Source organism: Streptomyces sp. NBC_00510 (genome assembly GCA_036013505.1).
Classification (GTDB): domain Bacteria; phylum Actinomycetota; class Actinomycetes; order Streptomycetales; family Streptomycetaceae; genus Actinacidiphila.
The window spans coordinates 3,135,889-3,161,106 of record CP107851.1; the positions used below are offsets into that span (position 1 = coordinate 3,135,889).

Genomic DNA, 25,218 nt, shown 5'->3' on the forward strand with positions numbered 1-25,218 from the left:
CTATCAAGGGCTTACGTGCGTGTGTAGCTTTGGGCGCGGTCTGAGACCCTGAGGGGGATCGGCCGGAATTGTTGACAGCCGGAAGGACGGTCGTGCACGTCGTGATTATGGGGTGTGGGCGAGTGGGTTCCACTCTCGCGCACTCCCTTGAGCAGCAAGGTCATACAGTGGCCGTGATCGACCAGGACCCGACGGCGTTCCGCCGCCTGGGCTCCGGGTTCAGCGGACGCCGCGTGACCGGGGTCGGATTCGACCAGGACACGCTGCGCGAGGCCGGCATCGAGGAGGCGGGCGCCTTCGCGGCCGTCAGCAGCGGTGACAATTCCAACATCATCGCGGCCCGGGTGGCCCGGGAGATGTTCGGGATCGAGAACGTCGCCGCCCGGATCTACGACCCCCGGCGGGCGGAGGTGTACCAGCGCCTGGGCATCCCCACCGTCGCCACCGTCCGCTGGACGGCCGACCAGATGCTGCGCCGCCTGTTGCCGTCCGGCGCGGAGCCGCTGTGGCGCGACCCGAGCGGGGGTGTGCAGCTCGCCGAGGTGCACACGGACACCGCCTGGGTGGGCCACAAGATCAGCAGGCTCCAGGAGGAGACCGGAGTGCGCGTGGCGTTCCTCACCCGGCTGGGCGAGGCGATGCTCCCCACGTCGGAGACGGTCCTGCAGGAAGGCGACCTGGTGCACGTGATGATGCGCACGGGCGAGGTCGAACAGGTCGAGGCCGCGTTCGCAAAGGGCCCTGAGGAGGCGCACCGATGAGGGTCGCCATTGCCGGGGCCGGGGCGGTCGGCCGCTCCATCGCGGGTGAGCTGCTGGAGAACGGCCACGAGGTCCTGCTGATCGACAAGAACCCGACCTCGATCTCGGTGGAGCGGGTGCCCCAGGCCGAGTGGCTGCTGGCCGACGCCTGCGAGATCACGTCGCTGGACGAGGCCGCGCTGCAGCGTTGCAACGTGGTGATCGCCGCCACGGGCGACGACAAGGTCAATCTGGTCGTCTCGCTGCTCGCCAAGACCGAGTACGGCGTCCCGCGCGTCGTCGCGCGGGTGAACAACCCCAAGAACGAGTGGCTGTTCAACGAGGCCTGGGGCGTGGACGTGGCCGTCTCCACCCCGCGCCTGATGTCGGCGCTGGTGGAGGAGGCGGTGAGCGTCGGCGACCTCGTCCGGCTGATGCGCTTCAGCCAGGGCGACGCGAACCTGGTCGAGCTGACCCTCCCGGAGGAGGCCGCGCTGGTGGGCACCCGGGTCGGGGAGGTCGCCTGGCCGGAGGACACCTCGCTGGTCACGATCATCCGCGGCCACCGCGTGCTCACCCCGTCCAAGGACGACGCGCTCGAGGCGGGCGACGAGCTGCTGTTCGTCGCGGCCCCGCACCGCGAGGAGCAGCTGGAGGACCTGCTCTCGGTGCGCAGCGCCGAGGCCGGTGCGTAAGGCGTAGGACGTACAGGCCGTACGCACGAGGGGCGGCCGGAACCCGTGGGTTCCGGCCGCCCCTCGTGCGTTCGCCGTCGGCGCGGGGCGCCGGGTCAGCGGTTGGCGGCCTCCTCGGCGGCGCGCTCGGCCTTCTCGGCCCGCTCGGCCTCCTCCATCTCCGCGATCACGTCGATCGGCGGCGGCGCCTTGGCCAGGAAGATCCAGGTCAGGTAGACGCAGAGCAGGAACGGCGGGATGCCGAGGGCGACCTTGACCCAGCCGAGCTGGGTGGCGTTCCCCCAGAAGTAGAGCGGGAAGAGGATCGCCGACTTGACGAGCAGGATGACGCCCCAGGCCCAGGTGGCCTTGGTGTACGCGACGAGCCGTCCCGGGTTCCGCGTCCGCCAGGACAGGTTCTCCTTGAGGATCGGGCCGAGCAGCAGTCCGATCAGCGGGTACTTCACCAGCGCGGAGACCACGTAGGCGACCGCGAGCCCGAGGGTGTAGAGCATGCCGGGCAGGTAGAAGTTCTTCGCGTCGCCGGACATCATCGCGAACACCGCGCCGAAGGCGACGCCGAAGACGCCGCTGAAGGCGTGCTTGAGGGTCTGCCTGCGCACCAGGCGGGCCAGTGCCAGCACCAGCGACAGGCCCAGGGCGGCGATGGCCGCGACGTGGATGTCCCGGTTGATCGTGTAGATCAGGACGAAGACGAGGCCGGGCACCGTCGTGTCGATCATGCCCCAGACGCCGCCGAAGGCCTCCAGGAGCGCATGGTCGGCGGCCGCCTTGGAGGCGGCCGCGTCCTGCTCCGGCCCGTGCTCGGTCCCGGTCGTGGGCTGTGCCCCGGTCCGCTTGTCGATCGACGCCACCGGCTACTCCTGTCCGACCGGACGCAACTCGTACTTGGGATTGAACAGCACCGGACGGCCGCGGTTCATGGAGATCCGCCCCGACGCGATGATCCTGCGGCCCGGCTCGATGCCGACGATGCTGCGCCGGCCCAGCCACACCACGTCCAGCGGTGCGGAACCGTCGAACAGCTCGGCCTCCAGGGCGGGCACGCCGGCCCGCGGCCGCAGAGTGACAGCGCGTAGTGTACCGGTCACGGTCACTATGTCGCGATCGGAGCAGTCGCAGATCCGGGTGCACCCGACGTCCGCGGTGTCCTGCCGCAGCTCGTCGGAGTGCAGCTCCTCCTGGGAGCTGGACAGTCGGTCGAGCATCCTGCGGAAGCGGCCGGCAGGCCGGTCCGAACGGGTGGTACCACTCATACCTGGAAGGGTACCGGGCCCGGGTGAACGGATCACCGATCACTTCTCGAAGCGGTAGCCCATGCCCGGCTCGGTGATGAAGTGCCGCGGGTGCGCGGGGTCGGCCTCCAGCTTGCGCCGCAACTGCGCCATGTAGACCCGCAGGTAGTTGCTCTCGGTGCCGTAGGACGGGCCCCAGACCTCCTGGAGCAGCTGTTTCTGGCTGACCAGACGGCCGGTGTTGCGGACCAGGACCTCCAGCAGGTGCCACTCGGTGGGCGTGAGCCGGACGTCGGCGCCGTCGCGGTTGACCTTCTTGGCGGCGAGGTCGACGGTGAAGGACTCGGTCTCCACGGTCGCGGCGCCGTCCTCGGGGCCACCGGGCGTGGCGCGGCGGACGGCGGCGCGCAGCCGGGCCAGCAGCTCGTCCATGCCGAAGGGCTTGGTGACGTAGTCGTCGGCGCCCGCGTCGAGGGCCTCGACCTTCTCGTCGGAGGCCTGGCGGGCGGAGAGCACGATGATCGGCACCCGGGTCCAGCCGCGCAGTCCGCGGATCACCTCGACGCCGTCCATGTCGGGCAGGCCGAGGTCGAGCACGATGACGTCGGGGTGGCGGGCGGCGGCGAGCTGCAGCGCGGTCGCGCCGTCGTGGGCGGCGTCGACCTCGTACTTGCGGGCCCGCAGGTTGATCACGAGAGCGCGCACGATCTGCGGCTCGTCGTCGACCACGAGCACCCGGTTCATGGAGCCTGCCTTTCCTTCTCGGTGAGGGGGGTGGAGCGGGGGTGCGGTGCGGGCACGGTCAGGTCGTCGCCTCGGCCGGTAGGTCCGGGGCGGCGGGGGTGCTGCCGGGCGCGGCCGGGAGGGTGAGCACCATCGTCAGGCCGCCTCCCGGGGTGTCCTCGGGTTGGAGGGTGGCGCCCATGGCGTCGGCGAAGCCGCGGGCCACCGCGAGGCCGAGGCCCACGCCGTTGCCGCGGGGGGCGTCGCCGTACCGCTGGAACGGCTCGAAGATCCGTTCCTTGGCGACGTCGGGGACACCGGGCCCGCGGTCGACGACGCGCAGGTCGACGTGGCCGCCCAGGGCGCTGGCGGCGACCAGCACCCGGGTGCCGGCGGGGCTGTACTTGACGGCGTTCTCGACGATGTTGGCGACGCTGCGCTCGAGGAGCCCCGGGTCGACGGAGACCATCGGGAGGGTCTCGGGGACGTCCAGGGTGACGCTGCCGTCGGGGACTCCGCGCAGGGCCTTGGGGACGACCTCGTCGAGGTCCACCTCGCGGATCAGCGGGGTGACCGTGCCGGTCTGCAGGCGCGACATGTCGAGGAGGTTGCCGACCAGGTTGTCGAGCCGGTCCGCGCCCTCCTCGATGGCCTCCAGAAGCTCGGCCTCGTCCTCCTCGGACCAGGCGACGTCGTCGGAGCGCAGCGAGCTGACGGCCGCCTTGATGGCGGCGAGCGGGGTGCGCAGGTCGTGCGAGACGGCGGCGAGCAGGGCGGTGCGGATGCGGTTGCCCTCGGCGAGCTTGTGGGCCCTGGCGGCCTCGTCCTCCAGCCGCTGCCGGTCCAGGACGCCGGCGGCCTGGGCCGCGAAGGCGGAGAGCACCCGGCGGTCGGAGGCGGGCAGCACCCGGCCGACCAGGGCCAGCGAGAGGTTGTCGCTGACCGGCACCTCCACGTCCGCGTCCTCGGGGCGCGGGCACTGCCGGCTGCCGACGCCGGCGGCGCAGGTCCACGCGTCGTGCTCGCTGGCCCGCTCCAGCAGCGACACGGCCTCCATGCCGAAGGTCTCCCGGACCCGTTCCAGCAGGGCGTCCAGGGAGTGCTCGCCGCGCAGCACGCTGCCGGCCAGGTACGACAGGATCTCGGCCTCGGACTGGAGTCTGGCGGCCTGGTGGGTGCGGCGCGCCGCCAGGTCCACCACGGAGGCCACCGCGATGCCGACCAGCACGAAGATCACGATGGCGATCAGGTTCTCGGGCTGGGCGATGGTGAAGGTGTGCAGGGGCGGGGCGAAGAAGTAGTTCAGCAGCAGTGAGCCGCCGACCGCCGAGACCAGCGCCGGGTAGAGGCCGCCGACGAGGGCCGCCGCGACCGTCAGGGTCATGAACAGCAGCATGTCGGTGGCGATGCCCAGGGCGGGGTGCAGCTGGGTGAGCACCAGGCAGAGCAGCGCGGGGCCGAGCACACCGGTCAGCCAGCCGGCGATCACCCGGGAGCGGCCGAGCTGGGCGCCGCGGGCCACGGGCAGGCCCCGGCCCTTGGCGGCGTGCTCGTGGGTGACGATGTGCACGTCGAGGTCCGGCCCGGACTCGCGGGCCACGGTCGCGCCGACGCCCGGCCCGAAGACGTACTGCCACGCGGGCCGGCGGCTGGTGCCGAGCACGACCTGGGTGGCGTTGACTCCGCGGGCGAAGTCCAGCAGGGCGCCGGGGACGTCGTCGCCGACGACGTGGTGGAAGGAACCGCCGAGGTCCTCCACGAGGGTGCGCTGGACGGCGAGTTCCTTGGGCGAGCCGGCCGTCAGGCCGTCGCTGCGCGCGATGTGGACGGCGAGGATCTCCCCGCCGGAGCCCTTGGCGGCCATCCGGGCGGCGCGCCGGATCAGCGTCCGTCCCTCGGGGCCGCCGGTGAGGCCGACCACGATGCGCTCACGCGCCTGCCAGGTGGCGGAGATCCGGTGGTCGGTGCGGTACTGCCGCAGGTATTCGTCGACCCGGTCGGCCACCCACAGCAGGGCCAGCTCGCGCAGCGCGGTGAGGTTGCCGGGCCGGAAGTAGTTGGACAGGGCCGCGTCGACCTTGTCGGAGGCGTAGATGTTGCCGTGCGCCATGCGGCGGCGCAGCGCCTGTGGCGACATGTCGACCAGCTCGATCTGGTCGGCGCGGCGGACCACCTCGTCGGGCACGGTCTCGCGCTGGCGTACCCCGGTGATCGACTCGACGACGTCGCCGAGCGACTCCAGGTGCTGGATGTTCACCGTCGATATGACGTTGATGCCGGCCTGGAGCAGTTCCTCGATGTCCTGCCAGCGCTTCTCGTTGCGGCTGCCCGGGATGTTGGTGTGCGCCATCTCGTCGACGAGGGCGACCTCGGGCCGGCGCGCGAGCACCGCGTCGACGTCCATCTCGGTGAAGACGGTGTCCCGGTACTCGATCTCCTTGCGCCGCACGACCTCCAGGCCGTGCAGCATGACCTCGGTGCGGGCGCGGTTGTGGTGCTCGACGAAGGCGACGACGACGTCGGTGCCGCGCTCCAGGCGCCGGTGGGCCTCGGAGAGCATGGCGTAGGTCTTGCCCACTCCCGGGGCCGCCCCCAGGTATATCCGCAAAGTCCCGCGTGCCATGGCTCCACGTTCCGCCTCGTGGCGTGCCCCTTCCGGGCGCGTCCGACGTTAAGAATCCTATGGTCCCAGCAGCGGACAAATCGGGCGTGATGTTCCTGCGGGGAGCACGTTGACGCGTCCTTGACGCCCTCCTCGTGCCGCCGCCTGCGGTCAGCGGAACTCCGCGAGCCGCGGCCTCAGGCCGAGGACGGCCAGCGCCGCGGCGGCCACCAGCGCCCCGGCGAGGCCCAGGGGGACGGACAGCGCCCGGTCCGCGCCGTCCGCGGCGGCGCGCTCGTAGGCGGCGGAGTTGATGGCGATGACCTCGCCGAGCGCCTGGTCGAACGCCGCGAAGTCGTGGTTCGACTCCCCGGGTCCGTAGCCGGTGCCGTACGCGACGGCAGCGGGAAGCCGGCCGGCCTCGGCCAGGGCCCGGATCGTGCGGTCGTCCCGCTCGTACACCTGGTAGCGGAGCAGCGCCCGCTCGGCGGCGGCGCGCTCACCGGGGAAGGTGATGTTGCGGAACTCGTCACCGAGGAACCCGGTGAAACGCAGGTCCGCGGGATCCGCGCGGTAGGCGCCGAGGGCCCGGGCGAGGGCGGGGTCGTAGTCGTCGACGGAGGCGACGCCCGGCAGCCGCGCCAGCCTCTGGCTCTTGTCGAGGAAGTCCGCCTCGTGCCCGGCGGCGTGCGCCCGGTCCAGGAGGTAGCGGGACTCGTCGGCGTTGGCGTCGTAGGCGACCGCGCGGGCACGGGTGAGCGCGAGGACGGAGTCGAAGGCGTCCCGGCGGGCCACCGTCAGGTCGTCCCGCTGGGCGCCGAGGCCCACCGTGCCGGCGGCCGTCACGGCCAGCGCGATCAGCGTGGCGGCGGCGAGGGCGGGGCTGACCACGCGCCGGAAGCGGCTCGCGAGGAAGAGCTGCAGCACCACAAGGACCGCGAGCAGGAGGAGGCCGGTGCACACGACGGCCGTGCGCACGGCGCCTGCCTTGTCGTACGCGTGGCGGTAGGCGCGCTCGAAGGAGGCGTCGTTGACCGTCACCAGGACGTCGGCCTCGGGGAGCAGCCGGGTGCGCATCAGGTCGGACGCGGAGCGGTAGGCGTCGACGGCGGCCCGGTCGGAGCGCTCGCCGAGCAGCAGCGCCCGGGCGGCCCGTTCCTCGTAGCGGCCGAAGTCGCGGATGGCGGCGGCGACCTCCCGCTCGGCGGCGGGGTCGCCCGCCGCGGCCTCCGCGAGGTCGCGGAGGTATCCGGCGGCTTCGGAGCGGCGCTGGCCGTAGATCCGCGCGGCGTCGCCGCCGCCGGGGGTCAGGAGCTGGTTGGCGACCTGGGCGTCCATGTCGCTGAGCGCGAAGTACAGGCCCGCGGCGCTGGTGACCTGGGGCGCGGAGTGCGTGCGGATCGCCGCCCAGGAGTCGTCCGCCGACGCACCGCCCGCCAGAAGCACCGCCGCCAGGGCGGCGCACGCGGCGAGGGCGGTCGTCCGCAGCAGCCGTAACCGCGCGGGTACGGTGCCGGGGCGGCCGCGCAGCGACGCTGTCAACGTGCAACGCGGCCGGCCCGGCGACCCCCCACGGAGGGGAGGCCTGCGCGGAACACGGTGCCGTCTCCCTGACCCGGAATCCCCACCGCCGTCCGGATCCGGACCAGGTGGCACCTGCCGCCGCTCCTCAGCGGTAACGGTGTGCGCCATTCCGCAGCCCCCTCCGCACCGCCGAGCGGCCTCCGCCGGCCTCCCCTCCGTGCTTCCACTCTCTCCCCGCCGGCCACGTCCCGGGCCCTGCGTTGTCGGCCCCCTGACGGCAAACCCCCGGCGCTTGACGCCTTCCTGACGCGACCCGCCCCACGCCCCCACGACGGCGGGCGCCGCGGCGGGGTACGCGCCCAGGCGCACACGGCCGGGCGTAGCAGGTCCGCCGGCGCGGCGGTGCCCGGCGCCGCGGGCCAGGCAGCCCGGCGGTCAGCGGGGCCGCCGCCGCCCGGCCCATGAACGCCCACCGCTCGGGCGCCGTTCGGCGCAACGGGCCGTCACGCGGCCGCCCGGGCCGGTCTTTGACTGCCGAGCACAGCGACGACGAGCAGCGCGAGCGGTCCGGCGGCGCGGTACCGCACCGGGGAGTCGGTCACCCGCCGCCACGGCGGTGCGTCCCTCGCGCGCGCCGAAACCCACCCGGCGGGTGGGATGCCGGGTGGGTGGGGGCGGCGGTGGGTCAGCCGGCCAGCTTCTGCAGCGCGATGTTGAGCTCCAGGACGTTGACGGTCGGCTGGCCGAGGATGCCGAACTGCCGTCCGTCCGTGTGCCCCTTGACCAGCCGGGCGACCTCGGCGGTGCTCAGCCCGTTGGCCTTGGCTACGCGCGCGGTCTGGATGTCCGCGTACGCCGGGGAGATGTCCGGGTCGAGGCCGGAGCCGGACGCCTGGACCGCGTCCGCGGGGACCTCGGACTCCGGGACGCCGTTGAAGGCGGCGACCTCCTGCTTGCGCTCCTTCACCAGGTCGGTGAGGGCCTTGCTGGTGACCGCGAGGTTGGACGCGCTGGTGTAGGTCGGGTCGTACGGCCCGGCTCCGGCTCCCGCGTCGGCGGCCGAGGGGCGCGGCTGGAACCACTTGGGGTCCGGGGCGAAGTCCTTGCCCGTGGTGAAGTTCTGGCCGATCAGCGTGGAGCCGACGACCTTGCCGCCGACCTTCACCTCGGAGCCGCCTGCCTGGTCGTGGAAGGCCGCTTGGCCCACCCCCCACACCGCGACGGGGTAGACGACGCCGAGGACGACGGTCAGCACCAGCAGCGCGCGCAGGGCGCTCCAGAGCAGCCGGGCGGAGTTGCGTACGGAAGTGTTCATGGTTCTCTGCACGCCTCGCGTCAGTGGATTCCGGGGATCAGGGAGATGAGCATGTCGATCAGCTTGATGCCGATGAACGGGGCGACCAGGCCGCCGAGTCCGTAGATCCCGAGGTTCCGGCGGAGCATCCGGTCGGCGCTGGTGGGCCGGTAGCGCACGCCGCGCAGGGCGAGCGGCACGAGGGCGATGATGATCAGCGCGTTGAAGATGACCGCGGACAGGATCGCGGACTGTGGCGAGGACAGCTGCATGATGTTGAGCTTGTCCAGGCCCGGGTAGACGATCGCGAACATCGCGGGGATGATCGCGAAGTACTTCGCCACGTCGTTGGCGATGGAGAAGGTGGTCAGCGCGCCGCGGGTGATGAGCAGCTGCTTGCCGATCTCCACGATCTCGATCAGCTTGGTGGGGTTGGAGTCCAGGTCCACCATGTTCCCGGCCTCCTTGGCGGCCGAGGTGCCGGTGTTCATGGCCACGCCCACGTCGGCCTGGGCCAGCGCCGGGGCGTCGTTGGTGCCGTCACCGGTCATCGCGACGAGCTTGCCGCCCGCCTGCTCCCGCTTGATCAGCGCCATCTTGTCCTCGGGCGTCGCCTCCGCCAGGAAGTCGTCGACCCCCGCCTCGTCCGCGATCGCCTTGGCCGTCAGCGGGTTGTCACCGGTGATCATCACCGTGCGGATGCCCATCCGCCGCAGCTCGTCGAACCGTTCCCGCATGCCCTCCTTGACCACGTCCTTCAGGTGGATGACACCCAAGACGCGGGCCGCGCCGTCCTCCTTGACCGCGACCAGCAACGGGGTGCCGCCGGCAGCGGAGATGGTGTCGACGGTGCGCTGCGCGTCGGGGGCGACGGTGCCGCCGTTCCCGGTGACCCAGGCGGCGATCGCGCCGGCCGCGCCCTTGCGGACCTGGCGGCCGTCGACGTCGACGCCGGACATGCGGGTCTGCGCGGTGAAGGGCACGAACTCGGCGTGCCCGAGCTCGCCCTCGTTTCGCTCGCGGAGGCCGTACTTCTCCTTCGCCAGGACGACGATGGAACGGCCCTCGGGCGTCTCGTCGGCCAGCGACGACAACTGCGCGGCGTCGGCGAGCCCGGCCTCGTCCGCGCCCGCCACGGGCACGAACTCCGCGGCCTGGCGGTTGCCGAGGGTGATGGTGCCGGTCTTGTCGAGCAGCAGGGTGGACACGTCGCCGGCGGCCTCGACGGCGCGGCCGGACATGGCGAGCACGTTGCGCTGCACCAGGCGGTCCATGCCGGCGATGCCGATCGCCGACAGCAGGGCGCCGATCGTCGTCGGGATGAGGCAGACCAGCAGCGCGACCAGGACGATCATCGACTGCTCGGCGCCCGCGTAGATCGCGAACGGCTGCAGGGTGACGACCGCGAGCAGGAAGACGATGGTCAGCGAGGCCAGCAGGATGTTCAGCGCGATCTCGTTGGGCGTCTTCTGCCGGGCCGCACCCTCCACCAGGGCGATCATCCGGTCGATGAAGGTCTCACCGGGCTTGGTCGTGATGCGCACGACGATCCGGTCCGACAGCACCTTCGTGCCGCCCGTGACCGCGCTGCGGTCACCACCGGACTCCCGGATGACCGGGGCCGACTCACCGGTGATCGCCGATTCGTCGACCGACGCGACGCCCTCCACGACGTCACCGTCACCCGGGATCACGTCGCCCGCCTCGCAGACCACCTGGTCGCCGACGCGCAGTTCTGTCCCCGGCACACGCTCCTCGGCGCCGTCCATGAGACGGCGGGCGACGGTGTCGGTCTTGGCCCGGCGCAGCGTGTCGGCCTGGGCCTTGCCGCGGCCCTCGGCGACGGCCTCCGCGAGGTTGGCGAAGATCACGGTGAGCCAGAGCCATGCGGTGATCGCCCAGCCGAACCAGTCGGCCGGGGAGAGCAGCGCCAGCACGGTGGTGAGCACCGAGCCGATCAGGACCACGAACATGACGGGCGACTTGATCATCACCCGGGGGTCGAGCTTGCGCAGGGCGTCCGGGAGGGACCGCAGCAGCTGGGCCGGGTCGAAGAGCCCGCCCGAGACGCGGGCGCCGTGGCCCGCGTCCGGGGCGTGCGGTGCCAGTCCTCCCTCGGGCGCGCGTACGGGCGTGTCGGTGGACATGGTTTCCTCTGCGGGGGTGGGGGTGGTCGCACGGCTCATGACAGGCCCTCCGCGAGCGGGCCGAGGGCGAGCGCGGGGAAGTAGGTCAGGGCGGTGATGATCAGGATCGCGCCGACGAGCAGGCTCGCGAAGAGCGGCTTCTCGGTGCGCAGGGTGCCCGCGGTGGCGGGCACCGGCTTCTGCCGGGCGAGCGACCCGGCCAGGGCCAGGACGAAGACCATCGGCACGAAGCGGCCGAGGAGCATCGCGAGGCCGAGCGTGGTGTTGTACCACTGCGTGTTGGCGCTCAGGCCGGCGAAGGCGGAGCCGTTGTTGTTGCCGGCGGAGGTGTAGGCGTACAGGACCTCGGAGAAGCCGTGCGGCCCGCTGTTGAGCATGGAGTGCGGCGGGGTCGGCAGGGCCATCGCCAGGGCGGTGAAGACCAGCACGACGGTCGGGGTGACCAGGATGTAGAGGGCGGCGAGCTTGATCTCCCGGGTGCCGATCTTCTTGCCCAGGTACTCCGGGGTGCGGCCGACCATCAGGCCGGCGATGAACACCGCGATGATCGCCATGATCAGGATGCCGTAGAGGCCGGAGCCGACACCGCCCGGCGCGATCTCGCCCAGCATCATCCCGAGCAGGGTGATGCCTCCGCCGAGGCCGGTGAAGGAGGAGTGGAAGGAGTCCACCGCGCCGGTCGACGTCAAGGTGGTGCTCACCGCGAACAGCGACGAGGCGCCGACGCCGAAGCGCTGTTCCTTTCCCTCCATGGCGGCGCCCGCGATCTGGTTCGCCGAGCCGGGGTGCGCGAACTCGACCCAGGTCATCAGCGTGACGAAGCCGATCCAGATCAGGCCCATCGCGGCGAGGATCGCGTAGCCCTGCTTGATGTTGCCGACCAGCTTCCCGAAGGTGCGGGTCAGCGAGAGCGGGATCACCAGCATCAGGAAGATCTCGAAGAGGTTGGTGAACGCGTCCGGGTTCTCGAAGGGGTGGGCGGAGTTGACGTTGTAGAAGCCGCCGCCGTTGGTGCCGAGCTCCTTGATGGCCTCCTGGGAGGCCACCGGGCCACCGGTCAGCGTCTGGTGGCCGCCGGCGAGGGTGGTGATCTCGTGCCAGCCGGCGAAGTTCTGGATCGCCCCGAAGCCCACCAGCACGATCGCGGCGACGAACGCCACGGGCAGCAGGATGCGGACGGTGCCGCGGACCATGTCGGTCCAGAAGTTGCCGAGCTCGCCGGTGCGGGAGCGCACGAAGCCGCGGACCAGCGCCACGGCCACGGCCATGCCGACCGCCGCCGAGACGAAGTTCTGCACGGCCAGGCCCGCGGTCTGGGCGGCGTGCCCCATGGCGTTCTCACCCATGTACGACTGCCAGTTCGTGTTGGTCACGAACGAGGCCGCGGTGTTGAACGCCTGGTCGGGCGTGATGGCGGCGAAGCCGAGCGACAGCGGGAGGTGGTCCTGGAGCCGCAGGAACAGGTACAGGAACAGCACGCCCACGAAGGAGAAGGCCAGCACCGCCCTGAGGTAGGCGGGCCAGCGCATCTCGGCGTCCGGGTCGGCGCCGAAGCAGCGGTAGATCAGCCGCTCCACCCGCAGGTGCCGGTCGGAGCTGTAGACGGCGGCCATGTAGTCGCCGAAGGGGCGGTACACCAGGGCCAGCGCCACGATGAGGGCGGTGACCTGGAGCACGTCAGCGGTGATGGGGCCCATGTCCGGAACTCAGAACCTCTCGGGTCGGACGAGCGCCAGGATCAGGTAGACCAGCAGGGCGACGGCGACGACGAGTCCGACGATGTTCTCGGCGCTCACAGCTTCGCCACCCCCTTGGCGATGAGGGCCACCAGCGCGAAGACCGCGATCGTGGTGACCACGAAGGCCAGGTCGGCCATCGTGTGCTCCTAGCTTCGGATCGGACGTTTACCAGGCCAGGAAACCTCCGTCCCCGCCGTACGCGGACCTCGTTGACGGCTTCCATACGGGCCCTCACGGCGCCTTGACGGACCTTTGACGTTCACCCCGATGACCTGCGAAAACGCCCGTGGGCCGACCTGTTCTCACAGGTCGGCCCACGGGCGTTCGGCGTGGCCGGGGCGCTGGGCCCCGGGGTTCAGTGCACCTCGGTGATCTCCGGTCCGCGACGCATCGGGTCGATGCCGTCGGAGAAGCGACCGGCCTCTTCCTGGGCGATGCCCTCGGGCACCATCTGGGCGTCGTTGGGCAGCTTCAGCACGATCGGGTCGCGCGGCGCCATCGGCGACTCGCCGCGGACGACGACCGTGTCGCGGAAGATCTGCTCCAGCAGGCCGGCGGTCTCGGGCTGGACGGCGCCCTGACCGGAGATGACGCCCCGCAGGAACCAGCGCGGGCCGTCGCAGCCGACGAAGCGCACGACCTGGACGCCGTTGGCGCCGTTGGGCAGCTGCACCGGGACCTGGGCGCGCAGCTCCCAGCCCAGCGGACCCTCGACCTCGTCGACGATGCCGCCCTGCTTGGTAATGCCGGACGCGATCTCGTCGCGGACCTCGCCCCAGATGCCCTCCGACTTGGGGGCGGCGAAGCCCTGCAGCTGGACGGCGCTCTCCCGGAGCACCACGGTCGCGGCGACGATGGACTCCCCGGCCACCTCGACGCGCAGCTCCATGCCCTGCACACCGGGCACGAACAGCCCGCCCAGGTCGACCCGGCCCTCGGCCGGGTCCCTGACCTCGCTCACGTCCCACGGGCCGTCCGGCCTGGGGGCGGGCGGAAGGTTGTACCGACGGGACTCCATGGAGTCGTCCGACTCCTCGGCGTCTTCGGCCAGCTCGTCAGGGCCCTCGGCCTCGAGCTCGTCGAGGGCGTCTCCGCGCTCCTTGCGACGACGACGGAACACGTCACTGTCCTTCCCGGTCAGCGATGACCGATGCGTATCCATTGCCGGACGGACCGACCGGCGAGCCATCCACCGCGGCATGACCCCCCGTGGAGCCGAAGCCCCCTGCTGCCCGTTCCGAGCCGGGCAGCTCCGCCACCTCGTGGAAGCGGACCCGCTCGACCTGCTGGACGACCAGTTGGGCGATCCGGTCCCCTGCTGCGAACCGTACGCTCTCGCGCGGGTCCAGGTTGACCACGATCACCTTGATCTCCCCACGGTACCCGGCATCAACCGTTCCCGGGGCATTCACGAGCGCCACTCCGCACCTCGCGGCCAGGCCCGAGCGCGGGTGCACGAAGGCGGCGTAGCCGTACGGCAGCGCGATCGACACCCCCGTGGGCAGCACGGCACGCTCACCGGGGGCCAGTTCGGCCGCCTCGGTGGTGACGAGGTCGGCCCCGGCGTCGCCCGGGTGCCCGTACGAAGGAATCGGGACGTCCTCGTGCAAACGGTGGATGAGGACGTCGACCGGGGGGCGACCGCCGCCGGTCACGGGTTCACCTCGAAGGCGCGCGCGACCTTGACCTGGTCGGGGTCGGACATCGCGGCCCGGATCTCCTCGGGGCGGCCGTTGTCGGTGAAGTGCTCCAGCTTGACCTCGATGAACAGCGCGTCCGCGCGGACGGCGACCGGGCCGTCCGGGCCGCCGATGCGGCCGACCGCGGTCGAGTAGATCTTGCGCCCGGCCACGGCGGTGCAGCGGGCCTGCAGGTGGAGGGTGGCACCGACCGGCACGGGCTGCACGAAGTCGGTCTCCAGGCGGCCGGTCACGGCGATGGTCCGCAGCAGCCAGGCCAGCGAACCGAGCGTCTCGTCGAGCGCCGTGGCCAGCACACCGCCGTGCGCCAGGCCCGGGGCGCCCTGGTGGGCGGGCTGGACCGTGAACTCCGCGGTCACGCTGACGCCCTCACCGGCCGTGGCCTCCAGGTGCAGGCCGTGCGGCTGCGCCCCGCCACAGCCGAAGCAGTGGTCGTAGTGCGCGCCCAGCGGTTCACCGGGAGCGGGGGCGTCGGGGTGCCGCTCGGGCGCGACGGCGTCGCTCGGCGGTGTCAGGCCCGGGCGGTCCGGGCCGGCGTCGGTCGTAGCTCCACTCACGCGGGAGACCCTACCCTCCTGCGGGATCCATTCCCGCCGCCCGGCCGTTGTCCTTGCGGCCCCGCGGCCCGCCCATCACCGGAGCACCCTCCCTTGGAGCACCACATGACCCCCAGGTCCGTCGTCGTCACAGGAGCCGGGTGCGGGATCGGCCTCGCCACCACCCTGGAACTCGCCCACGCCGGTTTCGACGTCATCGGGACGGTACGGAGCGAGGAGAAGGCGGAGGCGCTGCGCGAGGCGGTGGAGCGCACCGGCGCGTCGGTGCGCACCGTCCTCCTGGACGTCACGGACGCCACGTCCTCCGTCCGGGCGTTCACCGAGATCGCCACGATGACGGACGGCGGCCCGTGGGCGGTGGTGAACAACGCCGGGATCGCCCAGCCCGGTGCGATCGAGGACGTCGACGACGAGCAGGTGCGGCAGCAACTGGAGACCAACCTGGTGGCCCCGGCGCGCATCGCCCGCCTGGTGCTGCCCACGATGCGGGCCCGGCGCGCGGGGCGGATCGTCAACATCTCGTCGATCTCCGGGCGGGTCTCGATGCCGCTGCTCGGCTGGTACTGCGCCAGCAAGCAGGGCCTGGAGGCGGTGACGGACGCTCTGCGGATGGAGGCCGCCCCGTTCGGCGTCAAGGTCGTGCTGGTGGAGCCCGGCTCGTACGGCACGGACATCTGGCAGCGCGGCGCGAGCCGGCTCCCGCAGCGCCGCAACTCCGCCTACCGGCACCAGTACGAGGCCGCGGAGGAGATGATCAAGCGGGAGCTGCCCTCGCCGCGCCCGGTGGCGCGCACGGTCCTGAGGGCGCTCACGGCACCGCGGCCGCTCCCCCGCTACCTGGTGGGCACCGACGCCCGGTCCTCCGCCGTCCTGGACGCCGCCCTGCCGACCGCCGCGACCGACTGGGCCAAGCAGGTCGCCACGGGGCTGCGGCGTCCCCCGCGCGCGGCGCACGCGCTGACGAGGCTGCGGTCCCGGGGCGGGCGCTGAGGACACGGCATGACAAGCTTGGTGTCATGACCGTCATGAGCTATGAGGAGCGGCTGACCGCGCCGCGTTCGTGGTGGGGCCTCGCCGTCGGCGCGGGCGTCTCACTGGCGCTGATCCTGCTGCCCTTCGGGCCCCTGGCGCTGCTCGGCGGGCTGGTGGGCGGTACGGCCGCCGGAGCGGCCCTGGTCAGCGCGTACGGCTCGCCGCGGCTGCGGGTGGTCGCCGGTTCGCTGGTGGCCGGGGACGCGAAGATCCCCGTGACGGCGCTCGGCGAGGCCACGGTGCTGGACCGGGACGAGGCCGTGGCCTGGCGGTCGTACAAGGCCGATCCGCGCGCCTTCATGCTGCTGCGCGCGTACGTGCCGACCGCGCTCAAGGTCGAGGTCACCGACCCGGACGACCCGACGCCCTACCTGTACCTGTCGACCCGCTCGCCCGAGCGCCTCGCCGCGGCCCTGCGGGACGTGCGCGTCTGAGCACACGGGCGCCCCGGCACGGGGTGCCCGGTGCCGGGTGGCTCAGCCACCGGGCCCGAGCGCGGGCGGGGGCTCCTCCTCGGCGGACAGCAGGCCCCAGGGCACCTGGCGGACGCGCAGGTCCTTGCGGATCTGCTCCGCGAGCTTCTTGGTGTCGCGCCGGTTCATCACGGCACCGACGGCCGCGCCGACCATGAACGGGGTCAGTGTCGGCAGGTTGCGCATGGTGCGCTTCATCAGCTGCTGGCGCAGCTCGCGCTTCATCCTGCCGCCGAGGGCGATGTTCAGCGTGGACGGCTTGGAGAAGTCGATCCCGCGCCGCTCGGTCCACTCGGCGAGGTACATCGTCGACCGCTGACGCAGCGTGCCCGGGGCGCGCAGCCCGTAGACCTCGTGCAGCTCGGCGATGAGCTTGTACTCGACCAGGGCGACGCCGAGGGTCTCCGAGGCCAGCTCCGCCGGCATGGCCGGCGGGGTGGGCAGCATGGCGGCGGCGCCGATGCCGGCGCCGACCGTCGCGGTGCCCATCGTGGCGGCGCCCACCAGCTTGTCGGCCAGCTCCTCGGGCCCGAGCCCGGGGAACTGGCGGCGAAGCGTCTCCAGGTCCCTGACGGGGACCCTCGGGGCCGTCTCGACGAGCCCGTCGACGAAGGTGTTCAGCGCCGCCTTGGCGCGTGCCCGTGCCCGTGCGGCACGGCCGGGGGGACGGAGCGGGACGAGATCTCCCGCCGGCCCCTCCGTTGCGCCCGCGAGCGAGGCCTCATGGCCCCGCTCGTCGTCGCTCGCCACGGTCCGGCTCTCCGTCAGGCCGCGCAGTCGCGGCAGATCGGGTTGCCGTTCTTCTCCGTCGCCAGCTGGCTGCGGTGGTGCACGAGGAAGCAGCTCATGCAGGTGAACTCGTCCGCCTGCCGGGGCAGCACCCGGACCGACAGCTCCTCATTGGAGAGGTCGGCTCCGGGCAGCTCGAGGGACTCGGCCTGGTCGAACTCGTCGACGTCGACCGTCGAGGTCGACTTGTCGTTCCTCCTGGCCTTGAGTTCCTCGATGCTGTCCTCGTTGACGTCATCGTCGGTCTTGCGTGGGGTGTCGTAATCAGTAGCCATGTATCGCTCTCCCCCTCTGGGTGTCTGCGGTGTCTCCAGCGCACGTAACGCACGGGAGGCCGGTCTTGTGCCCGGCCCGAAGCGGAGATTTTGCCTTACATCAAGTGCCGTTACTCAATCGACACCCAAACGCACCCCCGAAGAGGTGATCGCATCCGCTGCCGGTCATGACCGGAAACGGCCCGCTTGTCGCACCTTGCTCGCGCCTCCACGTGTACTTCCCGTGATCATGACCTGCGGAAACATGGATTTTTCCGGTCTTTTCCCGGAGGTCGCAATCACGGAGAGTACCCGCGGCCGGAATCGTATGTGTGATCGCTCACAGCATGCCCCCGAGGCGCGCAGACCGCAAAATTCAGCGCAAAGCGAACACGCCTCCGGGGGTGTCGTGTGACGGGTCACACGGGGATGACAACCCGCATGACCAGGCCACCTCCCTCGCGCGGGACCGCGCTGATCGTGCCGCCGTGGGCCCGGGCGACGGACTTGGCGATGGAGAGCCCGAGACCGACGCCCTTGTCACTGCCCGTGCGCTCGTTGCCCAGCCGACGGAAGGGTTCGAACAGATTGTCGATCTCGTACGCGGGGACGACGGGCCCGGTGTTGACGACCGTCAGGACCGCGGAGCCCGCCTCGACGCCCGTGGTGACCTCCACCCAGCCCTCGTCCGCGACGTTGTACCGGACGGCGTTCTGCACCAGGTTCAGCGCGATGCGCTCCAGCAGCACCCCGTTGCCCTGGACGACCGCCTCGCCCGGCGCGGCACGCAGCTCCACGCCCTTGGCGTCGGCCTCGCTGCGGGTCTGCTCCAGCGCCTGGGTGGCCGCCTCGGCGAGGTCCACCGGCTTGCGGTCGACGATCTCGTTGTCGCTGCGGGCGAGCAGCAGCAGGCCCTCCACCAGCTGCTCGCTGCGCGTGTTGGTGACGAGCAGGTTCTTCCCCAGCTGTGCCATGTCCGGGGAGGCGTTGGGGTCGGCGAGCTGGACCTCCAGCAGCGTGCGGGTGATCGCCAGCGGCGTTCTCAGCTCGTGGGAGGCGTTGGCGACGAAGCGCCGCTGGGCGTCGAAGGACCGCTCCAGGCGCTCCAGCATGTCGTCGAAGGTGTCCGCCAGCTCCTTGAGCTCGTCGTCCGGGCCGGTCAGGTGGATCCGCTGGGTCAGGTCGGAACTCACCACGCCGCGCGCGGTGCGGGTGATCCGGCCGAGCGGCGCCAGCACACGGCCGGCCAGCAGGTAGCCGAAGGCGAAGGCGAGCACGGCGAGACCGACGAGCGCGAACAGCGAGCGCTTGAGCAGGACGTTCAGGGCGGTCTCGCGCTGCACGGCCAGACAGTGGACGTAGGCCTTGTTGAAGGCGTCGGGGTTGGTCGGGCCGGTGGGCAGCTCGGGACACAGCCCGGTGAGCGACAGCCGGCCGGCCTCGACGTGGAACTGCGCCTCGGTGCCCTGGCGGATGGCCTGGGCCGCCAGCAGGTAGATGATCCACAGCAGTATCACCCCGGCGATCAGGAACATGCCGCCGTAGAGCAGGGTGAGCCTTATCCGGATCGTGGGGCGCAGCAGCGGCATGGGGCGGGCGGCCGGCTTCGGGTCCCAGGTGGGCTTGGGCGGGATGGCCTGCGACGCGGGCGGGGTCGTCGGCGAGGACGAGGGCGCGGGCACGGCGGATCAGATCCGGTAACCGGAGCCGGGCACGGTGACGATCACCGCGGGCTCCCCGAGCTTGCGGCGCAGGGTCATGACGGTGACGCGCACGACGTTGGTGAAGGGGTCGGTGTTCTCGTCCCAGGCCTTCTCCAGCAACTGCTCCGCGGAGACCACGGCACCCTCGCTGCGCAGCAGCACCTCCAGCACCGCGAACTCCTTGGGGGCCAGGTGGACCTGGCGGCCCTCCCGGGTCACCTCGCGGCGGTTGGGGTCGAGCTTGATCCCGGAACGCTCCAGCACCGGCGGCAGCGGCGCGGTCGTACGGCGCCCGAGGGCCCGCACGCGGGCGGTCAGCTCGGTGAAGGCGAAGGGCTTGGGGAGGTAGTCGTCCGCGCCCAGTTCCAGCCCCTCCACGCGGTCGCTGACGTCGCCCGCGGCGGTCAGCATCAGGACGCGGGTCGGCAGGCCCAGCTCCACGAGCTTGCGGCACACGTCGTCCCCGTGGACGACCGGCAGGTCGCGGTCGAGGACGACGACGTCGTAGTCGTTGACCCCGATCCGCTCCAGGGCGGCGCCGCCGTCGTAGACGACGTCGACGGCCATGGCCTCACGGCGCAGTCCGGTGGCTACCGCATCGGCGAGCAGTTGCTCGTCCTCGACGACCAGTACGCGCAAGGCGCTGTTCCTTCCCTAGGCACTTCTCAAAGAGCCGTGCACAGCCCGCGTGCGCAGGCTGAACGCCCCTCCATCCTGCACCGGGAGGCCGTAAAACAGGGGTAAGAGCAGTTGGCGCCTAATTCTTCGCGTCCCGGAGGTTTCCCCTCCGGCGGGCCTGGGGAGGACGACTGCACACCCCCGATCACGCCCCCAGGGCGTCCGCAACTCCCGTGGCAGTAGCCGCTGTGTGATCCGAGGGGTCCCCGGACAAGACCTGTGAACGACCCCGCACATCGCACGACCCCGAATATCCCTGTGTCAACCCACGACGACGAGGGGGCGCCACCTGATGGACGCATTCACCACTGGAATCCTGCAGCGCATACACAGCACCGAATCGGACCTTCTGCGCGCCCGCGAGGACGGGGACGAGTTCCTGGCCGAGGTCGAGGAGGCCGAACTGGCCGACCTGCGCCGCCTCGCCGCTGAGCACGGCGTCCAGGTGCTGCCCAAGATCGCCTGAGATCGCCGGGCGGCACAGCCGAACGCCGCGCCCCGGACACCTGGACAGGTGCCGGGGCGTTCGCGTGCCCGCCGCCGGTTCCCGTGGGGCGGCCGGCCGTCACGGGAAGGGGCGTCAGCGGCCCTCAGTCGTGCCAGGCGCCGAGTTCGTCGAGCCGGCGCTGCAGGGGCTCGAACAGTCCCGGCGGGGCCGCCACGGTCAGCTCCGTGGACTCCGGCACCCCGGGGCGGCCGCCGGTCAGGGCACCTGCCTCGCGGGCGAACAGCGCGCCCGCCGTGTAGTCCCACGGGTTCAGGCCGCGCTCGTAGTAGCCGTTGAGGCGGCCGCAGCCCACGTCGCACAGGTCGATGGCGGCGGATCCGCCGCGGCGTATGTCCCGCACCTGCGGCACCAGCTCGCGCAGCACCCTCGCCTGGCCCTCGCGGCGCTCCTGCAGGTAGCCGAAGCCGGTGCCGATCAGCGCCTGGTCCATCGGCGGCGCCGGGCGCACGGCCGCCGGCCGGTCGCCCACCCACGCGCCCCGGCCCAGCACCGCGCGGTAGCTCTCGCCGCGCATCGGGGCCTCGACGACCCCGACGAGCGTCTCGCCGTCCCGCTCGGCCGCGATGCTCACCGCCCACGACGGCAGGCCGTACAGGTAGTTCACGGTGCCGTCCAGCGGGTCGATCACCCACCGGACCCCGCTGGTGCCCGGGGTGCTGGCGCCCTCCTCGCCCAGGAGCCCGTCGTCCGGGCGGCGCTCGATGATGAAGGAGGCGATCAGCTTCTCCGCGGCGATGTCCATCTCGGTGACGACGTCGATCGGACTGCTCTTTGTGGCGGCCACACCGAGGTCGGCCGGGCGGCCGTCGCGCAGCAGCTCGCCCGCCCTGCGGGCGGCCTCGAGGGCCACGGCCAGGAGTTCGTCCTTGAGGTGGTCGTTCACGGTACTCCTCGTGCGTTCGGGTACGTCGGTCACTCGGCGCCCGCGGCAGCGGGCCGGGGGCTGCGCGCCGGGCAGCAGCCCACGGGGCACACGTCGTGGCTGGGTCCGAGCGCGCCCAGCGCGCACCGCTCGGGGGTCAGGCCCCGCTCGGTGGCGGCGCGCTCCAGCACCAGCTCGCGCACGGCGGCCGCGAAGCGCGGGTCCGCGCCCACGGTGGCGGCGCGGGCGACGGGCAGCCCCAGTTCCGCGGCCTTGGCGGTCGCCTCGGTGTCGAGGTCGTACTTGACCTCCATGTGGTCGGAGACGAAGCCGATCGGCACCATGACGGCGGCGGGGGCGCCGGAGGCGTGCAGCTCCTCCAGGTGGTCGCAGATGTCGGGCTCCAGCCACGGGATGTGGGGGGCGCCGCTGCGGGACTGGTAGACGAGCTTCCACGGGCGGTCGGTGCCGGTGGCCTCGCGGACGGCGTCGGCGATCACCCGGGCGGTGTCCAGGTGCTCGGCGACGTAGGCGCCGCCCTCACCGTGGTCCTCGGGGCGGCCGGAGGTGTCGGCGGCCGCGGTGGGGATCGAGTGGGTGGTGAACGCCAGGTGCGCCCCGTCCCGGACGTCCTTCGGCAGCGTGGCGAGGGCGGTCAGCACCGCGTCGGCCATCGGCCGGACGAAGCCGGGGTGGTTGAAGTAGTGCCGCAGCTTGTCCACACGGGGGACGGGGTGTCCTTCGGCCTCGAGGGCGGCCAGGGAGTCGGCGAGGTTCTCGCGGTACTGCCGGCAGCCGGAGTAGGAGGCGTACGCGCTGGTGGCCAGGACCAGGACCCGGCGGTGGCCGTCCCCGGCCAGCTCGCGCAGCGTGTCGGTGAGGTAGGGCGACCAGTTGCGGTTGCCCCAGTACACCGGCAGGTCGAGGCCGTGCCCGGCGAAGTCCTTGCGCAGCGCCTCCAGCAATTCGCGGTTCTGCGCGTTGATGGGGCTGACCCCGCCGAACAGGAAGTAGTGCTGCCCCACCTCCTTCAGGCGCTCGCGGGGGATGCCACGGCCGCGCGTGACGTTCTCCAGGAAGGGGACGACGTCGTCGGGCCCCTCGGGCCCCCCGAAGGACAGCAGGAGCAGTGCGTCGTACGGAGTGGCGGTGCCGGCCTCGGTGTGATCGGACATGTTCCGATCCTGCCACCCGGGGGTGACGGCCGAGGAACCGGGAAAATTCGCTTGCGCTCCCTTTGTAAGCTGTGTGAGGCAGTCACATTCCTTACTCCGGCCCCCACCTCAGCCCCCGAACATCGGCGACGAAGCCGTTGGAGCGCCCTGTGCCCAGTCCCTATCGTGCGATCTTCTCCACTCCGGGGACCAGGGGTTTCTCGGCGGCGGGCTTCATCGGCCGGATGCCGCTGTCCATGCTCGGCATCGGCATCGTGACGATGATGTCCCAGGTCACCGGCCGCTACGGGATCGCGGGCGGGCTCGCGGCCACCCTGGCGCTGGCCGGGGCGGCGCTGGGTCCGCAGGTCTCCCGCCTGGTCGACCGGTACGGCCAGCGCAGGGTGCTGCGCCCGGCGGCCGGGGTGACGGTGCTGGCGGTGGCGGGCCTGCTGGTGTGCGTACGGACCGGGGCTCCGGACTGGGCGCTCTTCGTGTGCGTCGCGCCGGCGGGGACGACCCCGAGCCTGGGCGCCATGGTGCGGGCGCGCTGGGCCATGATCCACCGGGGGTCGCCCGCGCTGCTGCACACCGCCTACTCCTTCGAGTCCGTCGTCGACGAGGTCTGCTTCATCGTGGGCCCGATCCTGTCGATCGGGCTGTGCACGATCTGGTTCCCCGAGGCGGGGCCGCTGCTGGCCGTGCTCTTCCTGGCGGCCGGGGTGTGGCTGCTGAGCGCGCAGCGCGCCACCGAACCGCCGCCCCACCCGCGCGAACAGCACACCCCCGGCTCCGCGCTGCGCTCCCGCGGGCTGCAGGTGCTCGTGCTGACCTTCGTCGCGACCGGGGCGCTCTTCGGTGCCGTGGACGTGAACACCGTGGCCTTCGCCGAGGAGCAGGGCCACAAGGCCGCGGCGAGCGTGGTGCTGGCGGTGTACGCGGCGGGTTCCTGCCTCGCGGGGGTGCTTTTCGGACTGATGAAGCCGACGGGAACGGCCTCCCGCCGCTTCCTCCTGGGCGTGGTGGCCATGGCCGTGAGTATGATCCCGCCACTACTGGTCGGGAACTTGCCGTTCCTGGCCGTGGCGCTGTTCGTCGCGGGCCTGTCCATCGCACCGACGATGGTCACCACCATGGCGCTCGTCGAGCAGTTGGTACCGCGCGCGAAGCTGACCGAGGGCATGACGTGGACGAGCACGGGGCTCGCGGTCGGTGTGGCGCTCGGCGCCTCTGCGGCCGGGTGGGTGATCGACGCGGCGGGGGCCCGGGCCGCGTTCGCGGTGCCCGCCTCCGCCGCGGCGCTCGCCGTGGTGGCGGCCTTCCTGGGGTACCGCCGGCTGGAGCCGGCGCCTGAGCTGGAGGGGACGCGTGCGCATGGCTACGACGAACAGGACCGCCGGGAAGGCCACATGGCGTAACTGGGCGGGCAACGTGCAGGCCCTGCCCGCGCGGACCGAGTCACCCGCCTCGGTGGACGAACTGGCGGCCGTGGTCCGCAAGGCGGCGGCGGACGGGCTCCCGGCCAAGGCGGTCGGCACCGGGCACTCCTTCACCTCGACGGCGGCGACCTCGGGCGTCCTGATCCGGCCCGAGGCGATGACCGCGGTGCGGGGCATCGACCGCGAGGCCGGCACGGTCACGGTGGAGGCGGGCGTCCAGCTCAAGCACCTCAACGCGCTGCTCGCCACCGAGGGCCTGTCGCTCACGAACATGGGCGACATCATGGAACAGACCGTGGCCGGCGCGACCAGCACCGGGACCCACGGCACGGGCCGCGACTCGGGCTCCATAGCCGCCCAGATCAAGGCGCTGGAACTGGTGCTCGCCGACGGTTCGGTGCTCACCTGCTCGGCGGAGGAGAACGCCGAGGTCTTCGCCGCCGCCCGGATCGGGCTGGGCGCGCTCGGCGTGGTCAGCGCGCTCACCTTCGCGGTCGAGCCGCTCTTCCTGCTCGCCGCGCGCGAGGAGCCCATGCGCTTCGACCGGGTGGTCGCCGAGTTCGACCAACTGGTCGAGGAGAACGAGCACTTCGAGTTCTACTGGTTCCCGCACACCGACAGCTGCAACACCAAGCGGAACAACCGCAGCCAGGGGCCCGCCGCCCCGGTCCCGGGCGTGCGCGGCTGGATCGACGACGAGTTCCTTTCCAACGGGGTCTTCCACGCGGCCTGCGCCGTGGGCCGGGCGGCGCCCGCCCTGATCCCGGGCATCGCCCAGGTCTCCAGCCGGGCCCTGTCGGCCCGCGCCTACACCGACGTCCCGTACAAGGTGTTCACCCATCCACGTCGTGTGCGTTTCGTGGAGATGGAGTACGCGGTGCCGCGCGAGGCCGCGGTGGAGGTGCTGCGCGAACTGAAGTCCATGGTCGAGTCCTCTCAGTTCAGGATCAGCTTCCCCGTGGAGGTGCGGGTCGCCCCGGCGGACGACATCGCGCTGTCGACGGCCTCCGGCCGGGACACCGCGTACGTCGCGGTGCACATGTACCGCGGCAGCCGGTACCAGGAGTACTTCACGGCGGTCGAGCAGATCATGACCGCCCATCAGGGGCGCCCCCACTGGGGGAAGATCCACACCCGGGACGCGGACTACTTCGCCAAGGCCTACCCGCGCTTCGCCGAGTTCACCGCCCTGCGCGACCGGCTGGACCCGGACCGGCTGTTCCGCAACGACTACCTGCGGCGGGTGCTCGGCGAATAGTTCCACTTATGTGGTTTTTGTGAAGATCCCGCCCCAACTCCCTTGGCGCGCGCGAAGTTCGACGGCGCGGCGCCCCACCGACGTGGCCCAAATGGAGTACTGTGACAAATCC

25 protein-coding genes are annotated in these 25,218 nt (G+C 72.0%); 7 read left to right on the plus strand and 18 right to left on the minus strand.

Features of this window, described 5'->3' with window-relative positions:
- Positions 1-92: 92 nt before the first annotated feature.
- Entirely contained in the window at positions 93-761 is a 669-nt protein-coding gene (locus OG937_13790) for a TrkA family potassium uptake protein (protein ID WUD72689.1), read from the plus strand.
- Positions 758-1,435 (plus strand): TrkA family potassium uptake protein, encoded by a 678-nt coding sequence (locus OG937_13795; protein WUD72690.1) that lies wholly within the window; start codon positions 758-760, stop codon positions 1,433-1,435. Before OG937_13790 ends, OG937_13795 begins: the two co-directional genes overlap by 4 nt.
- A gap of 95 nt (positions 1,436-1,530) precedes the next feature.
- On the opposite strand, the gene OG937_13800 is transcribed toward OG937_13795, so the two are convergent.
- The 12 genes from OG937_13800 to OG937_13855 all read right to left on the minus strand — a co-directional run bounded on the left by OG937_13800 (position 1,531) and on the right by OG937_13855 (position 14,956).
- Positions 1,531-2,289, minus strand: coding sequence for a DUF3159 domain-containing protein (locus OG937_13800; protein ID WUD72691.1), 759 nt, complete (start codon positions 2,287-2,289; stop codon positions 1,531-1,533).
- A 3-nt stretch (positions 2,290-2,292) separates the two neighbouring features.
- Positions 2,293-2,691 carry an OB-fold nucleic acid binding domain-containing protein gene (locus OG937_13805; GenBank protein ID WUD72692.1) on the minus strand — a complete coding sequence of 133 codons (399 nt, stop codon included), beginning with the start codon at positions 2,689-2,691 and terminating at the stop codon, positions 2,293-2,295.
- Positions 2,692-2,730: 39 nt separating this feature from the next.
- The gene (locus tag OG937_13810; GenBank protein WUD72693.1) at positions 2,731-3,414 is read right to left on the minus strand and encodes a response regulator; all 684 of its coding nucleotides are present in this window, start codon (positions 3,412-3,414) and stop codon (positions 2,731-2,733) included.
- A 58-nt stretch (positions 3,415-3,472) separates the two neighbouring features.
- On the minus strand, positions 3,473-6,016 hold the full coding sequence (locus tag OG937_13815; GenBank protein ID WUD72694.1) for a sensor histidine kinase KdpD: 2,544 nt from the start codon (positions 6,014-6,016) through the stop codon (positions 3,473-3,475).
- A 150-nt stretch (positions 6,017-6,166) separates the two neighbouring features.
- Positions 6,167-7,537 (minus strand): hypothetical protein, encoded by a 1,371-nt coding sequence (locus OG937_13820; protein ID WUD72695.1) that lies wholly within the window; start codon positions 7,535-7,537, stop codon positions 6,167-6,169.
- Positions 7,538-8,204: 667 nt separating this feature from the next.
- A complete protein-coding gene (gene kdpC / locus OG937_13825) occupies positions 8,205-8,834 on the minus strand; it encodes a potassium-transporting ATPase subunit KdpC (protein ID WUD72696.1) in 630 nt (209 codons plus the stop codon).
- A gap of 20 nt (positions 8,835-8,854) precedes the next feature.
- The gene (gene kdpB / locus OG937_13830; protein ID WUD78729.1) at positions 8,855-10,960 is read right to left on the minus strand and encodes a potassium-transporting ATPase subunit KdpB; all 2,106 of its coding nucleotides are present in this window, start codon (positions 10,958-10,960) and stop codon (positions 8,855-8,857) included.
- 35 nt (positions 10,961-10,995) lie between these two features.
- Positions 10,996-12,657, minus strand: a complete 1,662-nt coding sequence (gene kdpA / locus OG937_13835) for a potassium-transporting ATPase subunit KdpA (protein WUD72697.1) — start codon at positions 12,655-12,657, stop codon at positions 10,996-10,998.
- Between the two features lie 9 nt (positions 12,658-12,666).
- Positions 12,667-12,756 carry a K(+)-transporting ATPase subunit F gene (gene kdpF / locus OG937_13840; protein ID WUD72698.1) on the minus strand — a complete coding sequence of 30 codons (90 nt, stop codon included), beginning with the start codon at positions 12,754-12,756 and terminating at the stop codon, positions 12,667-12,669.
- 298 nt (positions 12,757-13,054) lie between these two features.
- Positions 13,055-13,819: a DUF3710 domain-containing protein gene (locus OG937_13845; protein WUD72699.1), complete on the minus strand. Its 765-nt coding sequence runs from the start codon at positions 13,817-13,819 to the stop codon at positions 13,055-13,057.
- Between the two features lies 1 nt (position 13,820).
- The gene (gene dut / locus OG937_13850) at positions 13,821-14,354 is read right to left on the minus strand and encodes a dUTP diphosphatase (GenBank protein WUD72700.1); all 534 of its coding nucleotides are present in this window, start codon (positions 14,352-14,354) and stop codon (positions 13,821-13,823) included.
- Positions 14,351-14,956 carry a PaaI family thioesterase gene (locus OG937_13855; protein ID WUD72701.1) on the minus strand — a complete coding sequence of 202 codons (606 nt, stop codon included), beginning with the start codon at positions 14,954-14,956 and terminating at the stop codon, positions 14,351-14,353. Before OG937_13855 ends, dut begins: the two co-directional genes overlap by 4 nt.
- 105 nt (positions 14,957-15,061) lie before the next feature.
- On the opposite strand from OG937_13855, the gene OG937_13860 reads away from it, so the two are divergent.
- Together OG937_13860 and OG937_13865 are read left to right on the plus strand one after the other, a co-directional pair.
- Positions 15,062-15,946, plus strand: coding sequence for an SDR family oxidoreductase (locus tag OG937_13860; protein WUD72702.1), 885 nt, complete (start codon positions 15,062-15,064; stop codon positions 15,944-15,946).
- A 26-nt stretch (positions 15,947-15,972) separates the two neighbouring features.
- Positions 15,973-16,422 carry a DUF3093 domain-containing protein gene (locus OG937_13865; protein WUD72703.1) on the plus strand — a complete coding sequence of 150 codons (450 nt, stop codon included), beginning with the start codon at positions 15,973-15,975 and terminating at the stop codon, positions 16,420-16,422.
- Between the two features lie 42 nt (positions 16,423-16,464).
- On the opposite strand, the gene OG937_13870 is transcribed toward OG937_13865, so the two are convergent.
- The 4 genes from OG937_13870 to OG937_13885 form a co-directional block, all read right to left on the minus strand.
- Positions 16,465-17,247, minus strand: a complete 783-nt coding sequence (locus OG937_13870; GenBank protein WUD78730.1) for a hypothetical protein — start codon at positions 17,245-17,247, stop codon at positions 16,465-16,467.
- Entirely contained in the window at positions 17,226-17,525 is a 300-nt protein-coding gene (locus OG937_13875; protein ID WUD72704.1) for a DUF4193 domain-containing protein, read from the minus strand. The genes OG937_13870 and OG937_13875 overlap by 22 nt, the downstream gene beginning before the upstream one ends.
- 398 nt (positions 17,526-17,923) lie before the next feature.
- Positions 17,924-19,186, minus strand: a complete 1,263-nt coding sequence (locus OG937_13880) for a HAMP domain-containing histidine kinase (protein WUD72705.1) — start codon at positions 19,184-19,186, stop codon at positions 17,924-17,926.
- Between the two features lie 6 nt (positions 19,187-19,192).
- Positions 19,193-19,846: a response regulator transcription factor gene (locus tag OG937_13885; GenBank protein WUD72706.1), complete on the minus strand. Its 654-nt coding sequence runs from the start codon at positions 19,844-19,846 to the stop codon at positions 19,193-19,195.
- Positions 19,847-20,177: 331 nt separating this feature from the next.
- Here OG937_13885 and OG937_13890 point away from each other — a divergent pair, with 331 nt between their 5' ends.
- On the plus strand, positions 20,178-20,351 hold the full coding sequence (locus OG937_13890; GenBank protein WUD72707.1) for a hypothetical protein: 174 nt from the start codon (positions 20,178-20,180) through the stop codon (positions 20,349-20,351).
- 124 nt (positions 20,352-20,475) lie between these two features.
- Here OG937_13890 and OG937_13895 read toward each other — a convergent pair whose 3' ends face one another.
- Positions 20,476-21,276 (minus strand): inositol monophosphatase, encoded by an 801-nt coding sequence (locus OG937_13895; GenBank protein WUD72708.1) that lies wholly within the window; start codon positions 21,274-21,276, stop codon positions 20,476-20,478.
- Between the two features lie 29 nt (positions 21,277-21,305).
- Positions 21,306-22,430, minus strand: a complete 1,125-nt coding sequence (locus OG937_13900) for a ferrochelatase (protein WUD72709.1) — start codon at positions 22,428-22,430, stop codon at positions 21,306-21,308.
- 149 nt (positions 22,431-22,579) lie between these two features.
- Between OG937_13900 and OG937_13905 the strand changes: the two genes are divergently transcribed.
- Both OG937_13905 and OG937_13910 read left to right on the plus strand, forming a co-directional pair.
- Positions 22,580-23,827 carry an MFS transporter gene (locus tag OG937_13905; GenBank protein ID WUD72710.1) on the plus strand — a complete coding sequence of 416 codons (1,248 nt, stop codon included), beginning with the start codon at positions 22,580-22,582 and terminating at the stop codon, positions 23,825-23,827.
- Positions 23,784-25,106 (plus strand): FAD-binding protein, encoded by a 1,323-nt coding sequence (locus OG937_13910; GenBank protein ID WUD72711.1) that lies wholly within the window; start codon positions 23,784-23,786, stop codon positions 25,104-25,106. The genes OG937_13905 and OG937_13910 overlap by 44 nt, the downstream gene beginning before the upstream one ends.
- Positions 25,107-25,218: the final 112 nt, after the last annotated feature.